The sequence below is a fragment of the Pseudarthrobacter sp. 01T43 genome (assembly GCF_056398665.1).
The window spans coordinates 383,646-410,056 of sequence record NZ_JBFTPV010000003.1; the positions used below are offsets into that span (position 1 = coordinate 383,646).

At 65.4% G+C, this 26,411-nt stretch carries 24 protein-coding genes; 13 read left to right on the plus strand and 11 right to left on the minus strand.

From position 1 onward, the window contains the following. Window positions 1-69: 69 nt before the first annotated feature. Window positions 70-1,494 (plus strand): IS1380 family transposase, encoded by a 1,425-nt coding sequence (locus tag AC1DIM_RS05245; protein WP_477709435.1) that lies wholly within the window; start codon window positions 70-72, stop codon window positions 1,492-1,494. A 175-nt stretch (window positions 1,495-1,669) separates the two neighbouring features. Then, window positions 1,670-2,686, plus strand: coding sequence for an aldo/keto reductase (locus AC1DIM_RS05250; RefSeq protein WP_477709436.1), 1,017 nt, complete (start codon window positions 1,670-1,672; stop codon window positions 2,684-2,686). Between the two features lie 66 nt (window positions 2,687-2,752). Here AC1DIM_RS05250 and AC1DIM_RS05255 read toward each other — a convergent pair whose 3' ends face one another. Further along, complete coding sequence (locus AC1DIM_RS05255; protein ID WP_477709437.1) at window positions 2,753-3,091, minus strand: cupin domain-containing protein; 339 nt, start codon at window positions 3,089-3,091, stop codon at window positions 2,753-2,755. A 115-nt stretch (window positions 3,092-3,206) separates the two neighbouring features. Further along, entirely contained in the window at window positions 3,207-4,238 is a 1,032-nt protein-coding gene (locus AC1DIM_RS05260) for a helix-turn-helix transcriptional regulator (RefSeq protein ID WP_477709438.1), read from the minus strand. Between the two features lie 120 nt (window positions 4,239-4,358). Between AC1DIM_RS05260 and AC1DIM_RS05265 the strand changes: the two genes are divergently transcribed. Beyond that, the gene (locus AC1DIM_RS05265; protein ID WP_477709439.1) at window positions 4,359-4,757 is read left to right on the plus strand and encodes a DUF1304 family protein; all 399 of its coding nucleotides are present in this window, start codon (window positions 4,359-4,361) and stop codon (window positions 4,755-4,757) included. 97 nt (window positions 4,758-4,854) lie between these two features. Here AC1DIM_RS05265 and fdhA read toward each other — a convergent pair whose 3' ends face one another. Then, the gene (fdhA, locus tag AC1DIM_RS05270; RefSeq protein WP_477709440.1) at window positions 4,855-6,066 is read right to left on the minus strand and encodes a formaldehyde dehydrogenase, glutathione-independent; all 1,212 of its coding nucleotides are present in this window, start codon (window positions 6,064-6,066) and stop codon (window positions 4,855-4,857) included. 300 nt (window positions 6,067-6,366) lie between these two features. On the opposite strand from fdhA, the gene AC1DIM_RS05275 reads away from it, so the two are divergent. Beyond that, window positions 6,367-7,044 (plus strand): M15 family metallopeptidase, encoded by a 678-nt coding sequence (locus tag AC1DIM_RS05275; RefSeq protein WP_477709441.1) that lies wholly within the window; start codon window positions 6,367-6,369, stop codon window positions 7,042-7,044. Here AC1DIM_RS05275 and AC1DIM_RS05280 read toward each other — a convergent pair. Beyond that, complete coding sequence (locus AC1DIM_RS05280; RefSeq protein WP_477709442.1) at window positions 7,041-7,988, minus strand: 2-hydroxyacid dehydrogenase; 948 nt, start codon at window positions 7,986-7,988, stop codon at window positions 7,041-7,043. The two genes, AC1DIM_RS05275 and AC1DIM_RS05280, sit on opposite strands and share 4 nt — an antisense overlap. A gap of 247 nt (window positions 7,989-8,235) precedes the next feature. Here AC1DIM_RS05280 and AC1DIM_RS05285 point away from each other — a divergent pair, with 247 nt between their 5' ends. Both AC1DIM_RS05285 and AC1DIM_RS05290 read left to right on the plus strand, forming a co-directional pair. Then, window positions 8,236-9,912 (plus strand): FAD-binding dehydrogenase, encoded by a 1,677-nt coding sequence (locus AC1DIM_RS05285; protein WP_477709443.1) that lies wholly within the window; start codon window positions 8,236-8,238, stop codon window positions 9,910-9,912. 48 nt (window positions 9,913-9,960) lie between these two features. Further along, complete coding sequence (locus tag AC1DIM_RS05290; protein ID WP_477709444.1) at window positions 9,961-10,113, plus strand: hypothetical protein; 153 nt, start codon at window positions 9,961-9,963, stop codon at window positions 10,111-10,113. A gap of 84 nt (window positions 10,114-10,197) precedes the next feature. Here AC1DIM_RS05290 and AC1DIM_RS05295 read toward each other — a convergent pair whose 3' ends face one another. Beyond that, entirely contained in the window at window positions 10,198-10,698 is a 501-nt protein-coding gene (locus AC1DIM_RS05295) for a mycothiol transferase (RefSeq protein ID WP_477709445.1), read from the minus strand. 934 nt (window positions 10,699-11,632) lie between these two features. Then, window positions 11,633-12,013 (minus strand): VOC family protein, encoded by a 381-nt coding sequence (locus tag AC1DIM_RS05300; protein ID WP_477709446.1) that lies wholly within the window; start codon window positions 12,011-12,013, stop codon window positions 11,633-11,635. 345 nt (window positions 12,014-12,358) lie between these two features. On the opposite strand from AC1DIM_RS05300, the gene AC1DIM_RS05305 reads away from it, so the two are divergent. After that, window positions 12,359-12,676, plus strand: coding sequence for a hypothetical protein (locus AC1DIM_RS05305; protein WP_477709447.1), 318 nt, complete (start codon window positions 12,359-12,361; stop codon window positions 12,674-12,676). Here AC1DIM_RS05305 and AC1DIM_RS05310 read toward each other — a convergent pair. After that, a complete protein-coding gene (locus AC1DIM_RS05310; protein ID WP_477709448.1) occupies window positions 12,673-12,996 on the minus strand; it encodes a hypothetical protein in 324 nt (107 codons plus the stop codon). The two genes, AC1DIM_RS05305 and AC1DIM_RS05310, sit on opposite strands and share 4 nt — an antisense overlap. 94 nt (window positions 12,997-13,090) lie before the next feature. On the opposite strand from AC1DIM_RS05310, the gene AC1DIM_RS05315 reads away from it, so the two are divergent. Next, window positions 13,091-13,588, plus strand: a complete 498-nt coding sequence (locus tag AC1DIM_RS05315) for a DinB family protein (protein ID WP_477709449.1) — start codon at window positions 13,091-13,093, stop codon at window positions 13,586-13,588. Window positions 13,589-13,607: 19 nt separating this feature from the next. Here AC1DIM_RS05315 and AC1DIM_RS05320 read toward each other — a convergent pair whose 3' ends face one another. The 3 genes from AC1DIM_RS05320 to AC1DIM_RS05330 form a co-directional block, all read right to left on the minus strand. Continuing rightward, complete coding sequence (locus AC1DIM_RS05320; protein ID WP_477709450.1) at window positions 13,608-14,075, minus strand: SRPBCC family protein; 468 nt, start codon at window positions 14,073-14,075, stop codon at window positions 13,608-13,610. A 117-nt stretch (window positions 14,076-14,192) separates the two neighbouring features. Beyond that, on the minus strand, window positions 14,193-15,572 hold the full coding sequence (locus AC1DIM_RS05325; protein ID WP_477709451.1) for an MFS transporter: 1,380 nt from the start codon (window positions 15,570-15,572) through the stop codon (window positions 14,193-14,195). Window positions 15,573-15,647: 75 nt separating this feature from the next. Beyond that, window positions 15,648-15,995, minus strand: a complete 348-nt coding sequence (locus tag AC1DIM_RS05330) for a GNAT family N-acetyltransferase (RefSeq protein ID WP_477709452.1) — start codon at window positions 15,993-15,995, stop codon at window positions 15,648-15,650. Window positions 15,996-16,152: 157 nt separating this feature from the next. On the opposite strand from AC1DIM_RS05330, the gene AC1DIM_RS05335 reads away from it, so the two are divergent. Beyond that, window positions 16,153-17,127 carry an aldo/keto reductase gene (locus AC1DIM_RS05335; RefSeq protein WP_477709453.1) on the plus strand — a complete coding sequence of 325 codons (975 nt, stop codon included), beginning with the start codon at window positions 16,153-16,155 and terminating at the stop codon, window positions 17,125-17,127. Window positions 17,128-17,206: 79 nt separating this feature from the next. Beyond that, window positions 17,207-17,554 carry a DUF6457 domain-containing protein gene (locus AC1DIM_RS05340; protein ID WP_477709454.1) on the plus strand — a complete coding sequence of 116 codons (348 nt, stop codon included), beginning with the start codon at window positions 17,207-17,209 and terminating at the stop codon, window positions 17,552-17,554. Between the two features lie 14 nt (window positions 17,555-17,568). Here AC1DIM_RS05340 and AC1DIM_RS05345 read toward each other — a convergent pair whose 3' ends face one another. Beyond that, the gene (locus AC1DIM_RS05345; RefSeq protein WP_477709455.1) at window positions 17,569-19,896 is read right to left on the minus strand and encodes an FdhF/YdeP family oxidoreductase; all 2,328 of its coding nucleotides are present in this window, start codon (window positions 19,894-19,896) and stop codon (window positions 17,569-17,571) included. A gap of 249 nt (window positions 19,897-20,145) precedes the next feature. Between AC1DIM_RS05345 and AC1DIM_RS05350 the strand changes: the two genes are divergently transcribed. From AC1DIM_RS05350 to AC1DIM_RS05360, 3 genes are all read left to right on the plus strand, one after another. Further along, window positions 20,146-21,342 (plus strand): TerC family protein, encoded by a 1,197-nt coding sequence (locus AC1DIM_RS05350; RefSeq protein ID WP_477709456.1) that lies wholly within the window; start codon window positions 20,146-20,148, stop codon window positions 21,340-21,342. 100 nt (window positions 21,343-21,442) lie between these two features. Then, window positions 21,443-25,120 (plus strand): TM0106 family RecB-like putative nuclease, encoded by a 3,678-nt coding sequence (locus tag AC1DIM_RS05355; RefSeq protein ID WP_477709457.1) that lies wholly within the window; start codon window positions 21,443-21,445, stop codon window positions 25,118-25,120. A 56-nt stretch (window positions 25,121-25,176) separates the two neighbouring features. Next, on the plus strand, window positions 25,177-26,403 hold the full coding sequence (locus AC1DIM_RS05360) for an MFS transporter (RefSeq protein WP_477709458.1): 1,227 nt from the start codon (window positions 25,177-25,179) through the stop codon (window positions 26,401-26,403). The last annotated feature ends 8 nt before the right edge of the window (window positions 26,404-26,411 follow it).

Below are 26,411 nucleotides of genomic sequence, written 5' to 3' on the forward strand. Positions count from 1 at the left end.
GGGTGCTCTGAACTGGGAAAATAGTGGTTGTCGAGACCGTTATTTGCCGAGCGAGGGAGCACCCTTCCGATGCAAAAGTATAGTCGCTTGTTCCCGTCCGTTCCGGTCAGTTTCACCGGCCAGTCGCTAATCTCCCACGCGGGGGTTTCGGTGCTCACGGGCTTCATGGACGCGCTGGGATTCGGCAGGCTCTGCGAAGACCGGCTCGGCCAGTTCGTTCCCGCCGGCGCGAAGCACCGGCCCGGCCGGCTGGTCGGGTCCCTCGCCGCGATGCTCGCCACCGGCGGTGAACACGCCTCGGATCTGGATATCCTGCGGTCCTCACCCGCGGTCTTYGGTCAGCTGCCCTCGAACGCGACCGTGTCCCGGTTCTTCGAACGCACCGTGGCGAACCCGGAACTGTTCGGCTACGGGTTTGAGACCCTCGTCCGGGACCTGCGCACCCGGGCCTGGGACGTCGCCGGGAACCGAAACCCTACCCTGACCGCAACAGCCTTGGATCCGCTGATCATCGACATCGACGCGACCCTGGTGACCTCACACTCCGATAAGGAAAACGTCGCCGGCACCTACAAAGGCGGCTACGGGTTCGCCCCCTTCATCGCCAGCGCCGACTACGGCACCGGCAACGGGTCCGGGGAAATCCTCGCCGCCGTCCTCCGGCCAGGGAACGCAGGGGCGAACAGCGCCGAGGACCACATCCGGGTCTTCCACACCGCCGCCGCCCAACTCCCCGAGAGTTTCTACGATGGAACCGGGGCCCTGGCCGGGGAGAAGGTCCTGGTCCGCACCGACAGTGCCGGGGCCTCGAGGAAGTTCCTCTGGCACCTGCACAGCATGGGCGTGCAGTTCACCACCAGCTACACCCTCCCGTTCGGCAAAGCCCACATGGTCGACTGGCTCAGCAACAAAGAGTACTGGCAGCCGGCCTTGGACCAGACCGGAAACGACCGGACCGATGCGTGGGTCATCAACGCCACCGACGTCATCCCGCTCACCGATTACCCGCCGGGCACGAAACTGTTCCTGCGCGCCGAGCCGCTGCATCCGGGCGCGCAGCCGACCCTGGTCGATGCGGACGGGCACCGGATTACCGCGTTCCTGACCAACTCGCCCCGCTGGCACGGGCCCTTCCTGGATGCCAGGCACCGGGCCCGCGGCCGGTGCGAGAACCGGATCAAAACCCTGAAAAACACCGGCCTGGGCAAACTCCCGTTCTACGACTTCGCCGCGAACCAGGCCTGGGCCAACATCGCCGCCCTCGCCTTCAACCTCGTCTCCTGGCTCCAGCTCGCAGCCCTCCCGGACGGCCACCGGGCCAAGGCCTGGGACATCAAACGCTGGCGCTACCGGCTCTTCGCGACCGCCGGAAAAATCATCACCCGCGCCCGCCGCACCCAGCTCCTACTCCCGGAATCAGCCCCGGAAAGAGACCTCGTGAGACTGCTCCTGGACAACACCAGCCAGCTCAAAGTGTTACTTTCCCCAGGCTGAAACAGGCCCGTTAACCCTGTCCCGACGAGCAGCACGATCACCGGAAGTGGAACCGGCGCCAAACCAGGCGAACCAACAGGCCACACCAGACTGCCCGAAAACAGAAAACAAAACTCGGATCAACCGCAGGCGCAAAACCGCGACCGTCACGGCGCATCATGAAAAATCGAGGCTAATGGAATACCGCCTCTTGGGACGCACCGGCGTCGAAGTCAGCCCGCTGTGCCTGGGCACGATGATGTTCGGCGCCTGGGGCAACAAGGACGCTGACGACTCGATCCGCGTCATCCACCGGGCAATGGACGCCGGCATCAACTTCATCGACACGGCAGATGTCTACTCGGCAGGCGAATCAGAAGAGATCGTTGGAAGGGCGCTAAGGGGCCGACGCGACGACGTCGTGCTCGCCACGAAGTTCTTCATGCCGATGGGTAAGGAACCCAACCGCAGCGGGGGCTCACGGAAGTGGATCATGCAGGCGGTGGAGAACTCGCTCCGGCGCCTCGGCACCGACTACACCGACCTTTACCAGGTGCACCGTCCCAGCGCGGTGATGGACGTCGAGGAGACCCTGGGCGCCCTCACGGACCTGGTCCGCCAAGGCAAGGTCCGGTACATCGGATCCTCCTCGTACTCCGGCAGCCAAATCGTCGAAGCGCAGGTCGCCTCCCGTGAGCGGAACCTCGCCCGTTTCGTCACCGAACAGCCGCCGTACTCAATCCTTGTCCGCGGCACCGAGCAGGACGTCCTGCCCACCACAGAACGCCATGGCATGGGCACCCTGACGTACAGCCCCCTGGCCGGCGGATGGCTCTCCGGAAAGTGGCGCAAGGACACCCCGCCGACCCCCGCCTCAGCGGCACGCCCCAAGGCGCGCTTCGACATGACGAGCGCCGCGAACCAGCAGAAGCTCGAGGTTGCCGACGCCCTGGCGCGCGTCGCGGAGGAAGCGGGAATCAGCCTCATCGACCTCGCCATCGGGTTTGTGATCAACCACCCGGGTGTCACCTCCGCGATCATCGGACCGCGCACCATGGACCAGCTCGAGTCGCAACTGCCCGCGGCCGACGTGAAGCTGTCAGTCGAGGTCCTCGACCGTATCGACGGCCTGGTTGCCCCGGGACTGACGTTGAATCCCGACGACAACAGCTACGGCGCGAACGAACTCACAGCCTCGGCGCGGCGCCGCTGACGGCGCGCCGACACTGCGGCCCGGCCAGATTTACGGGCGTCGCCCAGTTTGGCCAGCAACCCCGAATCAGGGACGGTCGGTCTTGACCACCGTGAACAGCACCGCCGAATCCTCGTCCGCCTCAAGGCTGTGCAGCCCGTCTGGCACGATCAGCAGATCGCCAGCTTTACCCTGCCAGGACTCGTCTCCGGCCCGCAGCCTTACAGAGCCTTTGAGTACGTAGACCGTGGCCTCGCCGGGGTTTTGGTGTTCGCTGAGCTGCGTGCCTGCGCGAAACGCCATGACCGTCTGCCGGAGCCGCTTTTCGTGGCCGCCAAAGGCTGTATCGGCGGCGCGTCCGCTCGAGGCCGCCACGGCGGCTGTGATCTGCTGGCGGGCCAGGGCCGCTATCGATATCTTCTGCATGAGGACACCGTACCCACAATGCGCTCCCCACGTCTTGGGATCCTATAAATCTCGCCATCGACCTCGGCCAGGTAAGCTCCTGGACAGATGGCACGGCGCAGACTGGGCCCAGCCCTCACAGCATCAGTTTGGCCACCAGCTCCCCGCGGCTGCCGACGCCCACCTTTTCGAAGAGCGACTTCAGGTGGTCATGCACCGTGTGCGGAGAGATGTGCAGGCTCCGGGCGATGTCTGCGGTAGGGTTTCCGGACAGCACCTCAAGGCATACTTCCCGCTCGCGCACGGTGACACCATAGGCCGCCAGCAGCAGGGTGGTCAGGTCGCGGGTGGTGGCGGGCTCGACGGTGACCACCATCTGTTCCGGGTCGTCGCCACTGATGAGGCGGCTGGCCTGCAACACCACCCAGTTGTTCCGTGCATCGCGCATCCTTGCCCTGGCCGTGCCAAAGCTGGCGGCCTGCGCAACTACTGAATGCAGGGTCATGGTGAAGCGGCCAGGGGCGGAGTCCTCCACCTCTGCCAGCCAGGAAGCTGCGGCCGCAGTGGCTGCCCGGAGTTCGCCGTGCCGCCCTGCGATTACGATCACCGGTCCGGCCGCCGCCAGCCGCGCGGCATGTTCCGCCCGCACCGCGACCCGGCTGGCCGCCGCCAGCGTCGCCGTCACGCCAGCCAGAAACTCCACCTCACGGTCCGAGAAGTCACGCCCCGGTTCCCGAAAAATGCTGCCCACTCCCCAGCAGGCCTCGTCCACCCGGAACGCAGCGCGCAGTTCGTGTTCCAGTCCAAGCGGCTTCAGGATGTCGTTGATCCGGACGCTGCGCACCACGTCCCGGTGTGGTGCATCGGACATCCTGGCGACGGGCTGCGGGCGCAGGGACAGCTCCGCGAACCGATTGGGTTCGTGCCCGGCGTATTCCGTCTCCGCAAAACGCGCGGCGTACTCCTCCGTTACACCCCAATCCCGCCAGTTGGTTATTGACGTCATCACCAGGGATTCTGGGTCGACGCCGGCCCAGCATCCCTGCTCAAATGGCACCTCGTGCTGCACGACGGCGAGCGCCGAAGCGTAGAGCTCGGCCAGGCCTGTTCCGCTGGCGGCCAGCGCTGCGATCTCGCGCCGCGCCCGCTCAACGCGCTCCTCCCACATATTTCCAGTATCCGCCCTAGGGGCGGCGCGGCAATCCCCCAAATCGGGGGATTCTCAAGCACCCCGGAACCCCCTCGCGGGGGATGGAGGCGGCGCGCACCGTCGTCGTACTCTTCCCCCATGAACGCCGTATCCCAGGTTTTCGCGGTTCTCTCCGCCGTGATCTACATCGGGGTGTTCCCGCTGGAGAGCTTCCTGATGCACCGGCCGGGGGCGCAGAAGTTCCTGAGCACCGCCCCGCAGAATGTTCCGGCGGTGATGATGTGGGCCATTCCCACAGGGTTCCGCAACCTGGTGATTGGCTTGGGAGTCCTGGCCGGGGTCGTGGCCGTGAACATGGGGTACCTGGTGGTCGGCTACACCCTGGTGGTCTACTGCTGCGCGAACATGGTACTGACCGCTCCGGCCATGTTCCTGGCGGACATGCAAGGCCACTACCCCAAGAAGGGCGACAGTATCCCGGGCACCCTCGGCGCTACCGTCCCGGCCTTGCTAGCACTGATCACGCTGCCGTTCTGAAGCTGACCGGCCGGCCCACGTCAAAGAACCGTGGGCACCTTCCACAAGGAAAGGTACCCACGGCTTTCGTCACCACTTGATGCAGAGGCTTTTCGCCTTAGTTGAGGTATCCGTTCGGGTTGAGGACGTACTTCGTGGCCGCACCGGCGTCGAACTCGGCATAGCCCTTGGGCGCGTCCTCCAGGCTGATCGCCTTCGCGTTCACGTTCTTGGCGATGCTCACCCGGTCATTCAGGATGGCCATCATCAACTGCCGGTTGTACTTCATGACCGGGCACTGCCCGGTGGTGAAACTGAGCGACTTCGCCCAGCCCGTGCCGAGGCTCAGGCTCAGGGAACCCGTCTTGGCGGCCTCGTCGATTCCACCCGGATCGCCGGTGACGTACAGCCCCGGAATGCCCAGGGCACCGCCGGCCGCGGTGATTTCCATCAGCGAGTTCAACACCGTGGCGGGCGCTTCCTTGGCGTCATGGCCGTGGCCGCGCGCCTCGAAGCCCACGGCGTCCACACCGCAGTCCACCTCCGGTATGCCCAGGATCTGCTCGATCTGTTCCGCCGGGCCGCCCTTGCTCAGGTCGATCGTTTCGCAACCGAAACTGCGTGCCTGCTTCAGCCGGTCCTCGTTCATGTCTCCCACAATCACGACGGCGGCGCCCAGCAAGTGCGCGCTGGTGGCCGCTGCGAGGCCGACAGGACCGGCGCCGGCCACGTACACCGTGGAACCAACGCCCACCCCGGCCGTCACTGCCCCGTGGAAGCCTGTGGGGAAGATGTCCGACAGCATGGTCAGGTCCATCATCTTCTCCAGGGCCTGGTCCTTGTCCGGGAATTTCAGCAGGTTCCAGTCCGCGTAGGGAACCAGGACGTAGTTGGCCTGGCCACCCACCCAGCCGCCCATGTCCACGTACCCGTAGGCACTGCCGGGCCGGTCCGGGTTGACGTTCAGGCAGATGCCGGTCTTGCGTTCCTTGCAGTTCCGGCACCGGCCGCAGGAGATGTTGAACGGGACCGAACAGATGTCCCCCACCTTGATGAACTCGACGCCGGGCCCCACCTCAACTACCTCGCCGGTGATCTCGTGGCCCAGCACCAGGTTGGCCGGCGCCGTGGTGCGCCCGCGGACCATGTGCTGGTCCGAACCGCAGATGTTGGTGGCTACGGTTTTCAGGATGACCCCGTGCGGTACGGCACGTCCGACGTTCGCCGGGTTGACACCCGGACCGTCCTTGAGTTCGAAAGTTGGATAGTCGATGTCGATCAGTTCGACCTTGCCGGGCTCCTTGTAGGCAACGGCTTTGTTCCCTGTCATCATGCTCTCCTCTTGTCGGCGCCGCGTTCCCGGTAGGGGCGCGGTGGATCATAAAGTGTTGCGATGGACCTCCGGGTGCAGGGGCTGCCCACGGCTTGAGCAGCTGGATGTCTTCCTGCCGTGGAGGTCTGGACAGTCTAGGCATGCCTCTTCAGAAAGGGCCATAGCCCATGCCCCCTTTCTGCTCCCCTGCCGACGGCCCGCACGTTGCCCCTCGACTGCAGGCTCTGCAGGCCGGTAAAGTTCCCGCATCTGTTCCGCAACGTCTTGGAGGCACCCGTGCTCAAAAGAACCAGCAGGATGACAGGGGCCGTAGCCGGGCTGATGCTCTCGCTCGGCCTGATCGCGCCCTCGGTGCCGGCCTTGGCTGCGACGGGTTACGACACCGATTCCGCGTCCAGCCTTCAAGTGGTTGTCAACAAGCACAGGCCCCTCAACCCGGCCTCCTATGTGCCGGCGAAGCTCGTTAAGATCCAGGGCGAACGGCTGCGGTCCGAGGCCGCCGACGCCTATAAGCAGTTTGCCCAGGCCGGCAAGTCCAAGGGCATCAACGTCATACCGGTCAGCGGCTACCGTTCCTACAGCCAGCAGGCCAGCCTCTACGACAGCTACGTGACCCAGTATGGGCAGGCTACGGCGGATACCCTCTCGGCCCGGCCGGGGTTCAGCGAACACCAAACGGGTTTGGCGATGGACGTCGGCAATGCCAGCGGAGTCTGTGCCCTGCAGGCCTGCTTCGAAAATACCCCCGCGGGCAAGTGGGCGGCCGAGCACGGCTGGGAGTATGGATTCATCGTCCGGTATCCGGCCGGAGCCGAGGCCACGACAGGCTACACCTACGAGCCCTGGCACCTGCGTTATGTGGGCAAAGTCATCGCAACGGAGATGCACGCGCCGGGCGGGGCAGCCACTCTTGAGGGGTACTTCGGGCTGGAAGCGGCACCGGATTATCTGGCCCCGGCGGCGATCTCCCGCTAGTGCCCGGCACCTCCGCCCAGCACCACATTCACCGGTTCCTCACCGGCCTGCAACAGCCCGATCTGCTTGCGGATGAGCCGCGCCATCCGGGGCAGCATGGCCGTGCTCGCGCCGCCAACGTGCGGTGTGATCAGCACACCGGGCACGGTCCACAACGGATGGTCCTGCGGCAGGGGTTCAGGGTCCGTCACGTCCAGCGCGGCCCGCAACCGGCCTGTTGACGCTTCGCGGAGCAGGGCGTCCGTATCGGCCACCGGCCCCCTTGCGACGTTCACCAGCAGCGCGCCGTCCGGCATCGCCGCCAGGAACTTGCCATCAACCAGGTGCCGGGTCTGCTCGCCCAGGGGAACACTGACCACCACGATGTCGTGCAGCGGCAGTTGCTCGTACAGGGAATCAATCCCGTAAATCTTGCCGCCTTCATCGTCCCGGGCACGGCTGGCAAGCCGCGTCAACTCAGTTTCGAACGGCAGCAGCCTCGCCTCAATCGCCTTGCCCACTCCCCCGTAGCCCACCAGGAGCACCCGCCGGTCCGCCAGGCTGGGGCGTTGCCCGTTGTCCCACGTTCCCGTTACCGCATTCCGTGCAAAGTCAGCGATCCCCCGTTGGCTGGCGATCATCATGCCCACCGCAAGTTCCGCCGTCGAGGTCTCGTGCACTCCCGCGGCGTTGGCAAAACGGCACCCCGCGGGCAGAACTTTTGCGACGCCGTCGTACCCGATCGACTGGCTCTGCACCAGCCCAACGTCGACGGCGGCGAGCGCCGCGAGTGCGTCCGGCTTGCCCATGTAGGGCGGCACCACCAGATCGAACTGGTCCGCCGGCGCGTCGCCGGTAAAGTCCCACAGGAAGAGTTCGACGCCGGCGGGCGGCTTCACCGCGTCCGCCAGCTCCTGGCTGGGCAGGCTCACCCGAAGATTCCGTGGTGCAGTCAAACCGGACATGCGCGCTCCTTCTCTCGACTTCCCTGACATTTAACCAGCCCCGCCCCGGGAGCGGCGGATTTTGCACCATCATTCGGCCACAACCCTTCGCGGGGCGCCCAGTCCCGCGGCGGCCCGCCGTCATACGTCGAATGATGGCGCAGAAGCCCACGGCTCAGCAGCCGGGGCACTCCCCCTGCTGGCCCAACAGGCCGTAGGTTGGAGCTGACACTCACTTGTCAGACCCCAACTCAACGAGCAGGGCGGTATGGACGCAGACGTTATCATCATCGGCGGCGGCCTGGCCGGGCTCGCGGCGAGCAACGAACTGGTCAGGGCGGGCAAACGCGTGGCCATCCTCGACCAGGAGAGCGCGGCCAACTTGGGCGGCCAGGCGTTCTGGTCCCTCGGCGGGCTCTTCCTAGTGGACACCCCCATGCAGCGCCGCCTCCGTGTCAAGGACTCCTTTGAGCTGGCATGGCAGGACTGGCAGGGCTCCGCGCAATGGGACCGGCTGGACGGCGAGCATGCCGAAGACGAATGGGCCCAGCAGTGGGGGCGCGCCTACGTCGAGTTCGCGGCCGGCGAGAAACGCGCTTGGCTGCAGGAGCAGGGCATCAAATTCACCCCGCTGGTGGGCTGGGCCGAACGGGGCGACGGCAGGGCCGGCGGCCACGGCAACTCTGTCCCGAGGTTCCACGTCCCCTGGGGAACCGGCACCGGAATCTCCGAACCGTTCGCAGACAAGGCCCGGGCGGCCGCGGCGACCGGCCAGGTCCGGTTCTGCTTCCGCCACCAGGTGGACGGGTTAACGTTCGACGGCGGGACTGTCACCGGGGTGCGCGGCACCGTCCTCGCACCGGACTCATCGCCCCGGGGTGTGGCTTCGAACCGGAACAAGACCGGCGAATTCGAGCTCCACGCCCAGGCGGTCGTGATTGCCACCGGCGGGATCGGCGGCAACCACGAGCAGGTGCGCAAGTGGTGGCCGCAGCGCCTTGGCACAGCTCCGAAGAAGATGATCACCGGAGTCCCCCGTCACGTTGACGGCCGGATGCTGGGCATCGCCGACCAAGCCGGCGTCCGGTTGGTCAACCGCGACCGGATGTGGCACTACACCGAAGGAATCCAGAACTGGAACCCCATTTGGCCGGACCACGCCATCCGGATCCTGCCCGGGCCGTCGTCCCTGTGGTTCGACGCCCTGGGCCGCCGGCTTCCCGCGCCCGGGCTGCCCGGCTACGACACCCTGGGCACCCTGAAACTGCTGCGCACCACCCCGGACATCCAGCAGCACAGCCACTCCTGGTTCATCCTCACCCAGAAGATCATCGAAAAAGAATTCGCCCTCTCCGGCTCCGAACAGAACCCCGACATCACCAACCGGGACCTCAAGCTCTTGCTCCGGTCCCGGCTGGGCCGCGGCGCCGGAGCCCCGATCGAGGCATTCAAGGAGCACGGCGCCGATTTCGTCGTCGCCGACAACCTCGCGGACCTGGTGAGCGGGATGAACCGCCTCACCGGAAATGCGCTGTTGGACGAAGGACGGATCCACCGGCAGATCCTGGAACGCGACGCCGAAATCCAGAACCCCTACTCCAAGGACGCGCAGGTCATGGGCATCCATAACAGCCGCCGCTTCCTTGGCGACCGGCTTTTCCGCACGGTACAGCCGCACCGGATCCTTGACCCCGGAGCCGGTCCGCTGATCGCCGTCAGGCTTCATGTTGTCACCCGTAAAACCCTGGGCGGCATCCAGACAGACCTCACCGGGCAGGCGTTCGCGCAGGACGGCACCCGGGTCCCCGGCCTGTACGCTGCCGGCGAGGCCGCAGGCTTCGGCGGCGGAGGCGCCCACGGCTACAACGCGCTGGAAGGAACGTTCCTTGGCGGCTGCCTCTTCACCGGCCGGACTGTGGGCCGCTCCCTGGCGGCCCGGCTCTAGCCTTTGCGAGGAGTTCTATTCCAGCGCGTGGCGACGCATAATTCGTCCATGGGCGGGGCAGACCAACAGGACGGCCCGCGCGGCTTCGTTAAGGGTGACGCTGTGACTGAGGAAGCCCTGCTTGAGATGTTCAGGGCCATCATCGCCAACAACCGTGCCGGCGGCTGGCGCAAGATCAAGGACGCTAGCGGTCCGTTCTGACCACGGTGAACAGCACCGCCGAGTCCTCGCCCGGGTTCCGTAACCGTGATTGCCCGGCCCGCAGCGACCCGGATTCCGTCCTACTCAAGTTTTGAGTCCCTTCGCGTACGCGGCCTGCCCCACGTGCTGAAGGCAGTCGGCGATGGTGCTGACCAGCCGCACACCGAGTGTGACCGGAGGGTCCCAACGCTGGTCAACCACCCGGTCCAGGTCCTCATCGTTGAGGGTCCCGAGGAATTCCACGGTCTGCCGGTGGACGGCGTCGTAGTAGGCAAGCAGTAAGTCCGCTGGCGCCCGCACCGCATCGACCTGGTCAGTCGAATGGCCATAGCCGGTGTCCCGTGCCCGCAGCGGCAAGTCGAAGCGGGTCACGAAGTCCTGCGACGTCCAGACCTGATCCAAGCCGGCTGCAGAACCTACCTGGGCGTCCTCCACCCGGCTCAGATGCCATATCAGCCACGCAACCGAGTTACCGGTGCCCGCGGGCCGCCGGACCAGGGACCCGTCGTCGAGCCCTTCAAGCGTGGCCTCCACGGTCTCCCGGATCCGGCCGAAGGCATCGAGCAGAAGTTCATTGGATTTCATCAGGTCCCCCCTATAGTCGGCGTGCTGCGATGCTTCTCCTCATCACATTAAGGGCTCAACCCCACCCAGGCACAGGTGAAGCCAAGGTGGGGTTGAGTACCGGAACGTGTTGAACCAAGCTGTTTAGYGGGGGGCGTGTCTTGGGTCTGAGAGCAGCGGCGCCGCGGCCCGGGCTGCGGTATGGGCAAGCGCGGGTATCTCTCCCAGCCCCTCCCGGGCCTTGTCCGTGACCGCAGGACTGGCCTGGCCGGCGCTAAGGTGGGCCCGCACCGAGGCCCGGCCGCAGCGCGGACACGTTGTTTCGCCTAGCCCGGTGGGATCGGAGCAGTGCAGTCCGTCGCGAAAGAAATAGTCCCGCTCGTGCCCGTGACCGTCCTCAACATGCTGGACGTCATAGTCGGCCACCCAGGCGTGGTCACAACCTGTGCAAGTGAAAAGGAAGTGTTCGAACGAAATTTCACGAAGGATCATGGTCTGCTACTTTCAGTCTGCCCAGTAAATTAGGGTGCGAAGGAGCGGTGGCCGGCGAAGAACGCAAGGGCCGCCTGCAAACCGGCATCCTCTAACTTAAAGAGGGCCAGTCCGGCTCTACTCCAAGGCCTACTGGTGTGATGTAGGTCACGGAGCTTTGTTCCAGATGCAAAGTTACGCCTCTGAATTCCTGTAGTCGAGACTTTTTAAAAATAAATCTTTCGCGTCAGTCTGTGACGGCCTTGGCAGCGTCCTATCAAAACGGGTGGTTTAAACCCTCCCGACTTAGCATTTCCCCTGCACACGACCGTGCGAATTCCCCGGAAGGTGGCGCGCGGGGTGGGCGTCATGGCCCGTGGGTCTGGTTGGCCACCTCTGGTTAGCCACCTGCAAAGCCTCGAACGGGCCGCCCCCGCGCTAATGGCAGGGGCGGCCCGTGCTGGGTCCTCAGACCGTGCGGTGGCTACGCGCGCTGGGAAAGGTTGAGAATGTTTCCCTCGCTGTCGAGGAACCAGGCGGACTTCCCCCAGTCATTGGTGACAACGCCGTTCTCCGTCTTCAACCCGGGCATGTCGTAGTCTTCAAAGGCGACACCGCGGCCCCGCAGGTCCTCCATCTCCCGCTCCAGGTTGTCTGTTTCCCAGCCCATCTGGGTGTTTTTGGCTGAACCGGCATTGTCTGTTTGGTAGACGAGGAAGCTGGTTCCGTTCCCGCACTTGTAGAGCAGGCTGCCCTCCTCCATGGAATCGGATGATTCGAGTCCCAGCTTGTCGCGGTAGAAATCCTTCGCCCTGTTGATGTCCTTCGCGGGAAGGACAGCCATGATCGTTGAATCCTTGAGCATGATGATTTCCTTTGTGCCTTTTTCGCGTTGGTGGCGGTGCTCTCCCCCGATGGCGGACCCCGGAGCATCCTTGCCTGGGGCCGCGTGGCCATCCGTTGCGCCAAGTGCCGGGACGGCCACCTGGGACTCTGCGGCGCCCCGCCAGCCATCATTGGCGCGAGGGTCCCCGAAGCTTATGTGGCCATTATCGAACGAACCGGGGCAGACCGAAATACCCCCGCTTGAGCCGCCCCGTTGCTCTATCACTTTCAGCTGTCAAAACCTCGTTTTGGCAGCTGAAAGTGATAGAGCAACGGGGGGTGGGAAGTGTGTAGCGGAGCGGTGACGCCGCGCGATAATGAAACCATGAGCAACAAGGACCCGGACCTCTGGGAGGAATTCGACAAGGTCAAGCCCACCCACCCGGACCGGGTTGCCGGCCGTCCGGGCGGCGAACCGGTGGGCTTCGGCTTCAGCACGGGTGTGCGCAGTGCGAGGGTCGCCCTCGGATTCGCCGTGTACGTGCTGGCACTCGGAACCACGTTGGTCCTCACCGGCGCCGTCGTCTTCATCGCCCAGCACCAGTGGCTGCTGCTGGGACTGATGATGCTGATCGAGGCCGTGTTCGTTTATGGATTCGTCCGGCTGGCCCGCCAGGCGCGCAACCGGCGCTCCTCGAGTTAGGACCTCGCGGCGCGGATCGCGCCACGGACCGCGGCGCCGAGGACGGCGATCACCGGGACCAGGCAGACCAAGGTCACAACGGTGTTGGGCCGGAACTCCGCGCGGCCGCCGGCGGTCCCGTACACACCAAGGGGCAGCACCATACCACCCCCGCCGCCGCCGGAGGCGCCATCCCCGGCCTCGCCCCCGCCGCCGAACCCGAACGACACCAAGGCCACGGGGACGATCTCTTCGCCGCCGACGTTGACCGGCTGGCCGTATGCCCGGGCTACGCCGACGTTCTTGAAGGTCTCCACGAAGGACGCAAAGGAATTAGACATGGCATCACCATAGGCGCGTGGTGCGCCGATCGCCACGGGTGAGCTTCCGACGTCGGCCGTTGCCTCCGCGCCCCGGCCTTGCGATACTGCGTGGATGACCGCTCCCCACACCGCTTTCGCCGAGAACGTCATCCGCCAGCCTGCCCGCGCCCAGTTCGAGGCATTTATCGATGACCACAGGAACATGCTCAACGCCTGCCTGGACGGTCTGACCGAGGAGCAGGCGCGCCGGTCCCTGGTGGCTTCCCGCACCACCCTGCTCGGCCTGGTGAAGCACGCGACCTTCGTGGAGAAAGTCTGGTTCGACGAAGCCGTCACGTGCCGGTCCCGCGCCGAGATCGGCATACCAGCCGGGCCTGATGAGTCGTTCGTCCTGACAGAACAGGACACCATCGCCAGTGTCCAGCAGGCCCACCGGGAGGCGTGCGAGGCGGCGCGCCAGGCGACGTCATCGTTGGCTCTCGACGACATGCTCCCCGGGAACCGACGCGGCCCGCTCCCCTTGCACTGGGTGTACCTGCACGTCCTGCGCGAACTCGCTCAGCACTGCGGCCACGCCGACATCCTGCGCGAGCAGATCCTCGACAGCTAGAACCGGAAACAGCCCAGGGTCAGGCTTTGCTGGCAGTCGCCGCCGTGGACAAAGCCGCCAGGCCGCGCTCGAAATCGCCGCCCACCATCTTGTCCATGTTCACAACCAGGGCAAAAACCTTGGCCAACCCCTTATTTTCCCCGGTCATCCGCCACGTCACCCGGGTGCCGCCGTCGGCCGGGGTAAACGTGAACGAGGTGGGGTTCACGGCCTTGAACGGCTTCGTGAATTCGAGCCGCACCTTGATGCTCCCGGGAAAATCCGACTCAACAATCTCCATGTTTCCGCTGCCGGCTTTGCGGTTGCCGCTCCAGGCGTAGCGGGCTCCGACGCCGGCGTCGTTGCCTGCGTACGAACGGTCCATTTCCGGGTCGACGTTCTCCCACGGCGACCATTTTGTCCACTCAAGAAAGCTGTTTACCAACGGAAAAATCTCTTCCGGCGAGGCAGGAATGAAGGCGCTGCGGGTAACTTCGTAGGATGACATGCGGCCATCATAAGCGGGCAGCGGCGGGAATCCACCAGACCCCGGCAGGACAATCCATGTCGTGTTCACCACCCGTTAACGCTGCCCTTTACAGCCACCCGGGATTCCCTGCAGTTGTTAGTCTTTGCGTTCCCGCCACATCAACGTCACTGCGAAAGCCGCCGCGGTGAGGATCAGCATGGTCACAGTCATCAGTCCCCAACTTTCCTGGTCCACGCCGTCGGCTGCGAACACGCCGATCAGGACGGTGGCCGTGATGGCACCCAGGTAGCGGCACGTCTGGAAGATTCCGGCAGCAACGCCGCGTTCCTGCGGCCGGGTGGACACGAACATGCCCTGGTTCGAGGCGATGCTCACCGCCCCGAACGGAACACCCATCAGGGCAGTAAGAACCAGGACCAGCGGTATGGCCAGCGACTGGGTGAGGAGCCACATGAGGGCGGACACCGCTGCAAGAAGTACGACGCCGGCAATCAGCACCCGCCGCACGCCGAACCTTCCCATCGCCCGGACTGACCACGGGGTGGCCAGGACGGATGCGGCGGCCAGAGGCAGCATCAGCAGCCCCACCAGGCCAGGTTCGTACCCGCCCGACTCCTGCAGCAGTTGGGGCAGGCCGAAGAACGCAAAATAGTAGACGCTGTTGAACACGGCGAAGCCCACGTACACCAGCATCAGCGGCCGGTTCCTGCCGAGGAGCCGCAGGTCCAGGAACGGCGGGCTGAAACGCAGCTCACGCCAGGCAAACAGCGCGGCCGTCACGGTTCCGGCACCCAGCAGCAGCCACCGGTACCCCGGCGCCACGTCGAGCAGGGCCATCATCACCAGCAGCAGGGAACTGACGAAGCCCAGGATTCCCGGGATATCCGAATCCCGCACCAGCGCGGCGAAACTTCCACGTTCCCGCACCGCATCGGCGGGAGCCGCCCGCCGCACGATCAGCAGCGCTGCCAATGCCAGCGGAACGTTGATGAGGAACAGCGCCTCCCAGCCGACAAAGCCCACCAGCAGGCCACCGATGACCGGTCCCACGGCCGCCGCGGACGTGTTGGCCATCTGGATGTGCCCCAGGGGCCGGGACGAATTGACGTTGGCTGGCTGGGCGGTGCCGGACTGGTGGACCATCACGCCCACCATCACCACCGCACTCGGGTATGCCGCGGCCGTGCCCAACGCCATCACGGCCCGGGCCACACAGAGCAGCGCGAAGTTCGGCGAAAAGGGCGCGAGGGCACAGGTAACGGCCACGAGTGCCATGCCGAGCATAAACATCCGGCGCGGCCCGAACCTGTCCGCCAGCTTGCCCATCAGCGGCTGGCCGGCAGCGGAGCTGAGGTAGAAGGAGGTAATCACCCACGTGACCGTTGCGACGTCGAGCCCGAAATCCGCGCGCAGCACCACCAGCGCGACGGCGATCATGGAGGAGTTCAGCGGGTTCAGCGCCGTGCCCAGGCTGAGGCCGGCGACAGCCAGCCGGGTTCGGGGTTGGTTGCTCACGGAAACAGTTTGCTCTACCGGGTGCTCGAAGCACGATTTGATGACACGTTCCGGCCGGCACCAGCGGGAAGAACGTCAGGCGCGGGCAGCCAGTGCCCTGTCCAGGAACTGCAGATGCGCGGGCGTGATGGCCACCGTACTTGCCTCATATTCCGGGTGCCTGGCGATGTAACTCTTGATGAACGGGCAGACCGGGACGATCCGCAGGCCCGCGGCAACCGTCTCGTCCAGCGCCACTTCGGCCAGCCTGCCTGCCAGGCCCTGCCCCGCGTGTTCCTCATTGATCACCGTGTGATAGAAAATCCGCTCCGCCGGCCCGTCGCCGTCGTACGCCTTGTACCAGGCCTTCCCAATAACTTTTCCGTCATCCAGAACCTCGAACCGCTCGCGGTCCGGATTGTTGCTGATAGTGATGTCATTCAAAGGGATTCTCCTTCGCTGCGGGCCTTCCCCCACCCTAACGCTGCCGAGCGAACCTGTTGTGACCCCCCACACAACGTGCCTATAGTGGCCTACGGTGCACCATCCGGCTTGCGGAAAGGCAGGCCCTTGAGCCAGTTCCGCCGCAAAGGAGAACCGCATGGAAAACCGCACGATTGGATCACTCACCGTTTCCGCCCTGGGCCTGGGCTGCATGGGCATGAGCGAGTTCTACGGGACCGGCGACGAACAGGAATCGATCGCCACCATCCACGCATTCCTCGACGCCGGCGGGACGCTGCTGGACACCGCGGACATGTACGGGCCCTTCACCAACGAAAAGCTGGTGGGCGGCGCCATCGCAGGGCGGCGGGCCGACGTCGTCCTGGCTACGAAGTTCGGCAACGAACGCCGCGAGGACGGCTCCTGGGTAGGCATCAACGGCCATCCTGACTACGTCCGCGCCGCCTGCGATGCCAGCCTCCAGCGACTGGGCGTGGACCACATCGACCTGTACTACCAGCACCGCGTGGATAAAACCGTCCCCATCGAGGACACCGTAGGGGCCATGGCCGGGCTGGTCGAAGCAGGGAAGGTCCGCCATCTGGGCCTGTCCGAGGCGTCGGCGGAGACCATCCGACGAGCCCACGCCGTGCATCCGATCACCGCGCTGCAGACCGAGTACTCGCTGTGGGAACGCGAACCCGAGACCAAGGTCTTTCCGGTGCTCGAGGAACTGGGGATCGGTTTTGTGCCCTACAGCCCGCTGGGCCGCGGCTTCCTGACAGGCCAGATCCGCTCCGCCGACGACTTCGCTGCCGACGACTTCCGGCAGCACTCCCCCCGGTTCCAGGGCGAAAACCTTGCCCGCAACCTGAAGCTCGTGGACCGCGTGAAAGAACTGGCCGGCCACAAACAATGCACCCCCGCCCAACTCGCCCTCGCCTGGCTGCTGGCCCAGGGCCAGCACATCGTCCCGATCCCCGGCACCAAAAAGCGCGAACGGCTCGCCGAGAACCTCGGCGCCGTAGGCGTCGAGCTCACCGCGGAGGACCTCCGGCAGCTCGATGAACTGGCACCGGCCGGGGTTGCCGCAGGGGCCCGCTACCCCAACATGTCCACCATCGACACCTGACTGCGGACAGCTGCCGGCCTCCACGAACCCGTTCCACGTACCTGCCCACCATGTACCTGCCCACTACGAAGGAGACACCATGGCCCTGAACGACGAAGAAGAAGCTCAGATTTTGGATCAGTGGACCCACAAGCTGACCCAGGCCCTGCAGATCCTGGACCTGAAACTGGATCAGGAGCTGGTCCTTGAGCTGGCCCGGAAATCCGCAGATTCCGTGACCCACGCAGCAGCCCCGATTACTGCGTTCCTGGTGGGCTACGCGGCCGCGCTCGAGGCCGGCACGGGAAGCGCCGGTTCCAAGGCAGCCTCGACGGCGTCCATCACCAAAGCGGCCGACGTCGCCTTCAGCCTCTGTGAGGACGCCCGCCAACACGGAAACCCCCACCCGGAGCCGGGCGCGAAGGGCTGGACGCACAACGCGCAGTAGCTCTTTCGCAACCCTCAGCCGGCGGCCACGGCCTCCGGCGCGTGTGCCTTGACGGGCTCCAGCCGCACGATCACGGCCTTGGACACAGGCGTCTGGCTGCCTTCGGCCACGCTGTCCAGCGGAACAAGGACGTTGGCTTCGGGATAATATGCGGCGGCACAGCCCGCCGCGGTGGGGTACGAGACCACCCGGTAGTTGTGCAGCACACGCTCCACGTTGTCCTGGTACACGCCGTGAATGTCCACGTGCTGCCCGTCGCTGAGGCCCAGGCCGGCCAGGTCCTCCGGGCTGACAAACACCACTTCGCGGCCCTTCCTGATGCCGCGGTAGCGGTCGTCATTGCCGTAGATGGTGGTGTTGAACTGGTCGTGGGAACGCATGCTTTGCAGGATCAGCGTGCCCGCCGGCCGTTCGACGTGTTCGAGCTGATTGACCGTGAGCATCGCCTTGCCCAGTGGGGTGTCGAAGGTTCGCGAGTCCCGGGGACCGTTCGGCAGCACAAAGCCGCCCTTCTGCCGGACCTTCCCGTTGTAGTCCTCGCACCCGGGGACCACCCGGGAAATGTGGTCGCGGATGAGGTCGTAGTTCTTCTCGAACCCGGCCCAGTCAGCGTTGACCCGCTCACCCACCACCTTCTGGGCGAGCCGGCTCAGGATGGCCACCTCGGACAGCAGCCCGGATGCCACCGGCTGGACGGCGCCGTGTGAGCCGTGGACTGCGCAGACAGTGTCCTCCACGGACACAAACTGCGGCCCGGACTCCTGCAGGTCAATCTCGGTGCGGCCCATGGTGGGAAGAATCAGTGCCTCGGCACCGGTCACGGTGTGCGAGCGGTTGAGCTTGGTGGAAATCTGGACGGACATTTCCGTCTTTTCCATCGCCGAAATGGCGGCCTGGGTGTCCGAAATGGCGCCCACGAAGTTGCCGCCCATTCCGACGAAAACCTTGATCCGGCCATCGCGCATTTGCCTGATGGTTTCAACCGAGTCCGCACCGTGCTCACGCGGCGGGTCGAAACTGAATTCCTTGCCCAGGGCGTCCAGGAACGACGGCGGCATCTGCTCCCAAATGCCCATGGTCCGGTCACCCTGGACGTTGCTGTGCCCGCGGATAGGTGAGGCGCCGGCGCCCGGCTTGCCGATGTTGCCGCGTAGCAGCAGGAGGTTGATGATCTCCTTGATGGTGGCCACCCCCTTCTTGTGCTGCGTGATGCCCATGGCCCAGGTGACGATTACTTTCTCGGCCTTCAGGTAGCGGTCCGCCAGTTCATCAATTTCCTCGGTCCGCAGGCCGGTGGCCTCCAGGACGGCTGCCTCGTCCAACTCGGCGAGGTGCGCCTTCAGTTCTTCCAGCCCGTGGCAGTGCTCCGCCAGGAAGGCATGGTCCAGCACGGTGCCGGGATTCCTGGCTTCGGCGTCGAGCACGCGCTTGGAGACTGCCTGGAGGAGGGCCATGTCACCGCCGAGCCGGATCTGCAGGAACTGGTCCGCAATCTGGGTTCCGTGGCCGATGATGCCCTTGACCTTCTGCGGATTCTTGTAGCGGCGCAGGCCGGCCTCGGGCAGCGGGTTGATGGCCACAATCTGGCCGCCGGCTTCTTTGGCTTCTTCCAGGGCGGTCAGCATCCGCGGGTGGTTGGTGCCCGGATTCTGGCCCATGATGATGATCAGGTCCGCTTTGGCGTAGTCGTCGTAGGAGACGGTGGCTTTGCCGATGCCGATGGTCTGCCCCATGGCCCAGCCAGAGGATTCGTGGCACATGTTGGAGCAGTCCGGCAGGTTGTTGGTGCCGTATGCCCGGACGAACAGCTGGTACAGGAATGCGGCCTCGTTGGAGGTCCGGCCGCTGGTGTAGAAGGTGGCCTGGTCCGGGCTCGGCAGGGACTTCAGCTTGTCCGCGAGGATGGTGAACGCCCGGTCCCAGCTGACTGGCCGGTAATGGTCCTCACCCGCGGCCTTGTAAACCGGCGTGGTGAGGCGCCCTTGCATCCCGAGCCAATATTCGGAGCGTTCGCGGAGTTCGCTCACCGCGTGCTCGGTCCAGAATTCGGGGCCGACCAGCACAGGCGTGGCCTCCCAGGTGACCGCCTTGGCACCGTTTTCGCAGAATTCAAAGGTCTTGCGGTGGTCCGGATCAGGCCAGGCGCAGCTCATGCAGTCGAAGCCGTCCTTCTGGTTCATCGCCAGCAGGGTCTTCCCCGCGCGCCCCGCGCCCATGTGCGTTATGGCCGGCTCCATGGAATGGTAGACGCCCGGGACGCCGGCGGCCCAGGACTTGGGGTGGCCGGTGACCTCGATGTCAGCCTCGTTGACCTCTTCGACCTTCGGATTTTTACGCGCCACGCTGCACTCTCCTTCTTCAATCTGACATCGTCAACACGAAAATCTTCAGAATGGTACGGGTCCCTTCCACACTTGTTCAGGGCGTCCCGGAAGTCAAGGAAGCGCCACCCGGTAGCGTCCCAGGATGGGGTGCTTTCCGGCGGCCGACGACGGCGGGAGGCCACCTCGCGTAGGCTGCTCACCAGGGCTGAAGCATCCTGAAACCGGCTTGGGTAGTCTGGGGTAAACCCACCACGAAAGGCCCCCACCGTGGCAGTTTCCCCCGTTGCCTGGACACTGACTATCGCGGGAATCGTGGGCCTGCTGGCCTTCGATTACTTCTTCCATGTCCGGAAGGCCCACACGCCCTCGCTCAAGGAATCGTCCGTCTGGTCAGCCATCTACGTGAGCGTGGCGCTGATCTTCGGCCTTGGCGTGCTCCTGTTTGGCGGCGCCACCATGGGCACCGAATACTTTGCCGGCTACGTCACGGAGAAGGCCCTGTCCGTGGACAACCTCTTTGTGTTCCTGATCATCATGGCCAGTTTCAAGGTGCCCCGTGCAGACCAGCAAAAGGTGCTGCTGTTTGGCATTGTCTTCTCCCTCATCGCCCGCACGGCCTTCATCTTCCTGGGCGCAGCACTGATCAACAGTTTCGCGTGGGTGTTCTATATTTTCGGGCTCATCCTGCTGATCACGGCCGGCAACCTGCTCAAGCCCGATGACCACAACGACGACAGCGAAGGCCTGGTGGTCCGGCTCGCCAAACGACTTCTCCCGGCGTCGCAGCACTACGACGGCGACAAAATGTTCACCATGGAGAATGGCAAACGCGTCCTCACCCCCATGCTCCTGGTGATGGTGGCGATTGGCGGTTCGGATCTCCTGTTTGCGTTGGACTCCATCCCGGCGATCTTCGGGCTGACACAAAACGTCTTCATCGTCTTTACCGCCACCGCGTTCTCGCTGATGGGCCTGCGCCAGCTGTTCTTCCTGATTGACGGACTCCTGGACCGGCTCATCTTCCTTTCCTATGGCCTGGCGGCAATCCTGGGCTTCATCGGCGTGAAGCTCATCCTGCATGCGCTCCACGAAAACAACCTGCCCTTCATCAGTGACGGCGGGCCGGTCAACGTGGTGGAAGTCAGCACCGGCGTCTCCCTGACGGTGATCCTGGGCGTCCTGGTGGTCACCATCCTGGCCTCCGTCTTCAGCCCCAAAGGCAAGGCCAAGAACGCGGTATCCGGCGCCAGGCGGCACGCTGTTGAGTACCTTGACCTGAACTACGAGACGGACATTGTGGAGCGGGACCGGATATTCGCGAAGATGGTCCGCGAGGAGGACCAGATCCGGAAGTTGCCGGAGAAGTACAAGCGGCTGGTCCGCAACGAAACCGAGTTCATGGACCTCCTGCGCAGCGCTCACACCGAACACGACCAAGCCCAGATACGGGCCGCCCAGGAGTAGTGTCCCGCTGGCTGGGCGCTGATTGTCAGTCCCTGTTGATAGATTCAGATCATGGCTTTTGGAGCTTTCCTTCGGCCAGGGAAATCAATGGGGAGGCCCCGTGTTTCTGCTCGATCCTGCTACTGAAACAGGAACTCCTGACCTGGTGTTTTCCGCCAGCGATCTGGTGGCCGCCAGCGAGTGTGAGTACCGCACGCTCCGCATCATGGATGAGAAGCTAGGCCGCTCCCCCAAAGCCCAGTTTCCCGAGGACGAGATGCAGCGCCGGGCAGGGAAACTCGGTGACAGGCACGAGGAAAAGGTCCTGGCGGGCCTCATCCAGCAGTACGGCAGCTGGGATGCCAGCCGCGCCGCCGGTGTGTACTCCATTGAGCGGGGGGACAACACGCGCGGGGACCTTCTCGCCAAACAGGCCGAAACCGAGCTTGCGCTCCGGGCCGGGGCGGACGTCGTCTTCCAGGCCACGTTCTTCGACGGCGAATTCCTGGGCTACGCGGACTTCATCGTCAATGAAGCCGCCGGCACCGGCAACCCTGGCCGCTACGAAGTATGGGACACCAAGCTGGCCCGTCACGCCAAGGTCGGGGCACTTCTGCAGCTGGCCGCCTACGGCGATCAACTCATCGGCATGGGCCTGGACCCTTCGCCCCGGGTCACCTTGGTCCTGGGCGCGGTGGTGGACGGCGACTACGTCCGCAGCCACCACTCCTTGCCGGACCTGCTGCCCGTCTTCCGCGAGCGCCGCGACCGCTTCCGTGACCTGACCGGCGCCCACCGGGAGCAGGATTCGGCGGTGCAGTGGCAGCAGGCCGGCATCACCTACTGCGGCCGGTGCAACTACTGCGCCGAGCAGGTCCAGGCCCACCGCGACCTCCTCATGGTGGGTGGCATGAGCACCGTCCGGCGCAAGAAGCTCATTGCCGAGGGCATCACCACCATTGACGCGCTGGCCGATCTCCCGTCAGGCAAGGCCTCGGGTTCGGTGGCACGGCTCCGCGACCAGGCCCGGATGCAGCTTCGCCGTGACGTGCCGGACGGTACCCGCACCTTCATCAAGGACGGCGAAGACCATACGGTCGCATTCAAGGTCCTGCCGGAGAACGCCTTGGCCAGCATTCCGGCGCCCAGCCCGGGCGATATCTTCTTTGACTTCGAGGGCGATCCGTTGTGGCAGGATCCGGCCACGAGCCAGTGGGGCCTGGAGTACCTCTTCGGTGTGGTCGAGGCACCCGCTGCTGCCAGGCAGGATGGCGATGTCAACAGCCCCGCGTTCCGGCCCTTCTGGGCGCATTCCCGCTCCGGGGAACGGCAGGCCTTCCTGGACTTCCTGGCGTATGTGGAAGAGCGCCGTGCGCGGTTTCCGGACATGCACGTTTATCACTACGCCGCGTACGAGAAATCAGCGCTGCGGAACCTGTCCGTGCGGCATCTGGCGGGCGAGGACATCGTGGACAACTGGCTTCGCGCAGGGGTGCTCGTGGATCTCTACGCCACGGCACGGCATTCGCTCAGGATCTCCGAGCCGTCCTACTCCATCAAGAAACTCGAGCCCCTGTACATGGGGGACAACCTTCGCTCCGGCGACGTGAAGGACGCCGGCGCCTCCGTGGTGGCCTACGCCGCCTACTGCGCGGCCCGGGACGGCGGCGATGCCGCGGAAGCTGCGAAGATCCTCGCCTCAATCTCCGACTACAACGAGTACGACTGCCTCTCCACTCTCCGCCTCCGGGACTGGCTGCTGGAACTGCGGGACTCTGCCCACGCTCCGGGCCACACCGCCGTGAGTCCGGGAACAGGGCAACCGCACGACGGCGGCGCACCGGCGCTGCTGCGACCCGAAGTGCCTGAAGCGCAACCAACTCCGGGCGAGCTCAGGCTCCAGGGGTACCTGGCCGGCCTCCCGGACACCCGTCAGTGGACGAACGACGAACGGGCCATCGCGATGGTAGCCGCGGCCACGGGGTACCACCGGCGGGAAAGAAAGCAGTTCTGGTGGGAACACTTCGACCGCACCGAAGCCGGGATCGACCTCTGGTCCGATCACCGCAACGTGTTTGTGGTGGATACAGCGGAGGTGGTGGCTGAGTGGGCGCTGGCCAAGCCCACGGTGCGCATGCGCACCCGCACGCTCAGGCTGACCGGAACAATGAGCGAGGGCTCTGACTTCAAGCCAGGCAGCACCTGGTGCCGGCTTTATGATTCCCCGGTGCCTGACGGCCTGGAGGATCCCTCCGGAGGCACCGGCCGGGGCTTCACCTTCGGCACCCTGGTTACAGCGGTGGAGGACCACCCCCGGATCCCTGGCCAGAGCATCATCACCATCGAGGAGAAGGAAACCGGCAAGGTGCCGGCGTACCCACACATCCCGGTGGCACTCACCGAGGACCAGCCCGTCCGCACCGCCAGCATCGAAGCCGCCCTGGCGGAACTCGCGGAGGAGGTGGGCACCGCCGTTCCTTCCCTCCCCAGGCATCCCGGCGTTGACATCCTGCGCAAGCTCCCGCCGCGCTTCCGTTCACTCCACGGACCCGCACCGGTTGGAGACGGCGGCCCCGAAACTGACAGCGCCGGCGCGCCGGATTACGTCAGCGCGATCACAACCTCGCTGTTGGATATCGACCATTCGTACCTGGCCGTGCAGGGACCTCCCGGTACCGGCAAAACCTATGTGGGCTCCCACGTCATTGCCAGGCTGGTGGCCCGGGGCTGGAAAATAGGTGTGGTGGGGCAGTCTCATGCAGTAGTGGAAAACATGCTGTGCACCGCCATCGACGGCGCCGGAGTGGACCCCGCCCGCGTCGCAAAAAAGATCGTCACCGAACACCCGGTGCCTTGGCGCCGGACGAAGGACGACGACGTCGCGGCCCTCATGGCTTCCCCCGGCGGCGCACTGGTGGGCGGCACCGCCTGGACCCTGACCGGCAAGTCGGTCCCCGCAGGATCACTGGACCTGCTGGTGATTGACGAGGCCGGGCAGTTCTCCCTCGCCAACACCCTGGCCGTGGCCCGCGCCGCCAAGCGCCTCCTGCTCCTGGGCGATCCGCAGCAGCTGCCGCAGGTCACGCAGGGCGCGCACCCCGAGCCGGTGGACGAGTCGGCTCTGGGCTGGCTCGCCGCCGGCCATGCCACCCTGCCGGAGAACTTGGGTTACTTCCTGGCCGACAGCTGGCGCATGCATCCTGATCTGTGCCGTGCCGTGTCCGTTCTCAGCTACGACGGCAAGCTCGAAGCTGCGCCCGCGGCTTCGCTGCGGAGCCTGGCCGAGCTGCCGGCCGGAGTCGAGACCGTGTTCGTGGCGCACAGCGGGAACACCACGTCGTCCCCGGAAGAGGCGGCCGAGGTGGTCAGGCAGGCGCAGCGGCATATCGGGCTGAAGTGGATTCCCGGCGGCGACAAACCTGCCCGGCCCCTGACGGCCGAGGACATCCTGGTGGTGGCCGCATACAACGCCCAGGTCCAGCTGATCCGGCAGGAACTGCAGCTGGCGGGCCTTGCCGGCGTCCGGGTGGGCACGGTGGACAAGTTCCAGGGCCAGGAGGCTCCGGTGGTTGTGGTCTCGATGGCCTGCTCCGCGGTGGCTGAGGCTCCGCGGGGTGCCGAGTTCCTGCTGAACCGGAACCGGATCAACGTCGCCGTTTCGCGGGGGCAATGGCGTGCGGTGATAGTCCGTTCGCCGGAACTCACCAACTACATGCCGTCCAAGCCCGAGGGACTCGAGGAGCTCGGCGCCTTCATTGGCCTCAGCCCGGGCCGCCCAGTCAGTCATCACCGCAGGTAGTCATCACCGTAGGTAGCCATCACGGCAGGTAGTCATCAACAGGGTAAGTTCAGTGGGTGACATCCCAGACCAACAAGCTGCCTGTCGGCGCGCTGATCGTCCTCGCTGCCATCGGCTTCACGGCCATCACTACCGAGCTTCTGCCGTCAGGCCTGCTGCCCCAGATCAGCGCTGACTTCAAGGTTTCGGAGGCGACGGCCGGCTACCTGACCGCAGGCTACGCCGCCATCATCGTCATTACCGTCATCCCGTTGTCCATGGCCCTGGCGCGGGTACCGCGGCACTTCCTACTCATCGCCCTGATCCTGACGTTCGCCGCCAGCAACGCGCTCGTGGCAGTGGTCCCGGACTTCGGCGCCGCCATGGGTTCGAGGGTGGTGGGCGGCATCGCCCACGGCCTGCTGTGGTCCGCGATGGCCCCGTTCGTGGCCCGGATTGTCCCCGCCCACCAAGTAGGCAAGGCCCTGGCCATCGTCTTCAGCGGCAACAGTTTGGGCCTGGCCATCGGCGCCCCGGTGGGTACCGCGCTCGGAAACCTCCTCGGCTGGCGCTCAGCCTTCCTGGTCCTGGCTGCCTCCGGCGTGCTGCTGGCCCTCCTCGCCGTGTGGCTGCTTCCACCGGTGCGCCGCATCCCCGACGCTCCGCGCCCGTCGCTCCGGAAGGCGATCGGGCAGCCCGGCGTGAAAACCATCGCCGTGGGGTGGCCGCTGATGCTGATGGCGCACTTCGCGCTGTTCACGTACATTGCCCCGTTCCTGCGCGAGGTCCGGCTCCCCGATTTCAGCATCCCGCTGTCCATCAGCGTCCTGGGCGTCGCCGGCCTGGTGGGCATCTGGATCGCCGGCATCACTGTGGATTCAAAGCCGCGGCGCTGGCATCTCATCACCGTCGCCGGCGTGGTGGTCTCGCTGCTGTTGCTTCCGCTGGTGGGCACCGCCCTGCCCGCCGTTGCACTCGGCAGCCTGGCCGGCGGAGACCTCACAATGCCCGCGGCACTGCTCCTCATGTTCGTGTGGGGCACTGGCATCGGCGCCATGGGAATCTACAACCAGTCCGCCATCCTCCGGGCGGGCGGTGAATACCGGGACGCCGCCAACGGCCTGACCGTGCTGACCATCCAGGTGGGCATCACCATCGGGGCCATGTTCGGGGCGGCCGCCCTGACCGTGGCCGGGCCGGTGCTGATCCCGGTTGCTGCAGCCATTCCTGCCGCCGTTGCGTTTGTCCTGATCCTGGCCGGCCGGCGCCATGCCTACCCTCCGGGCCCGAGGGAACGCAGGTAATGTTCGCA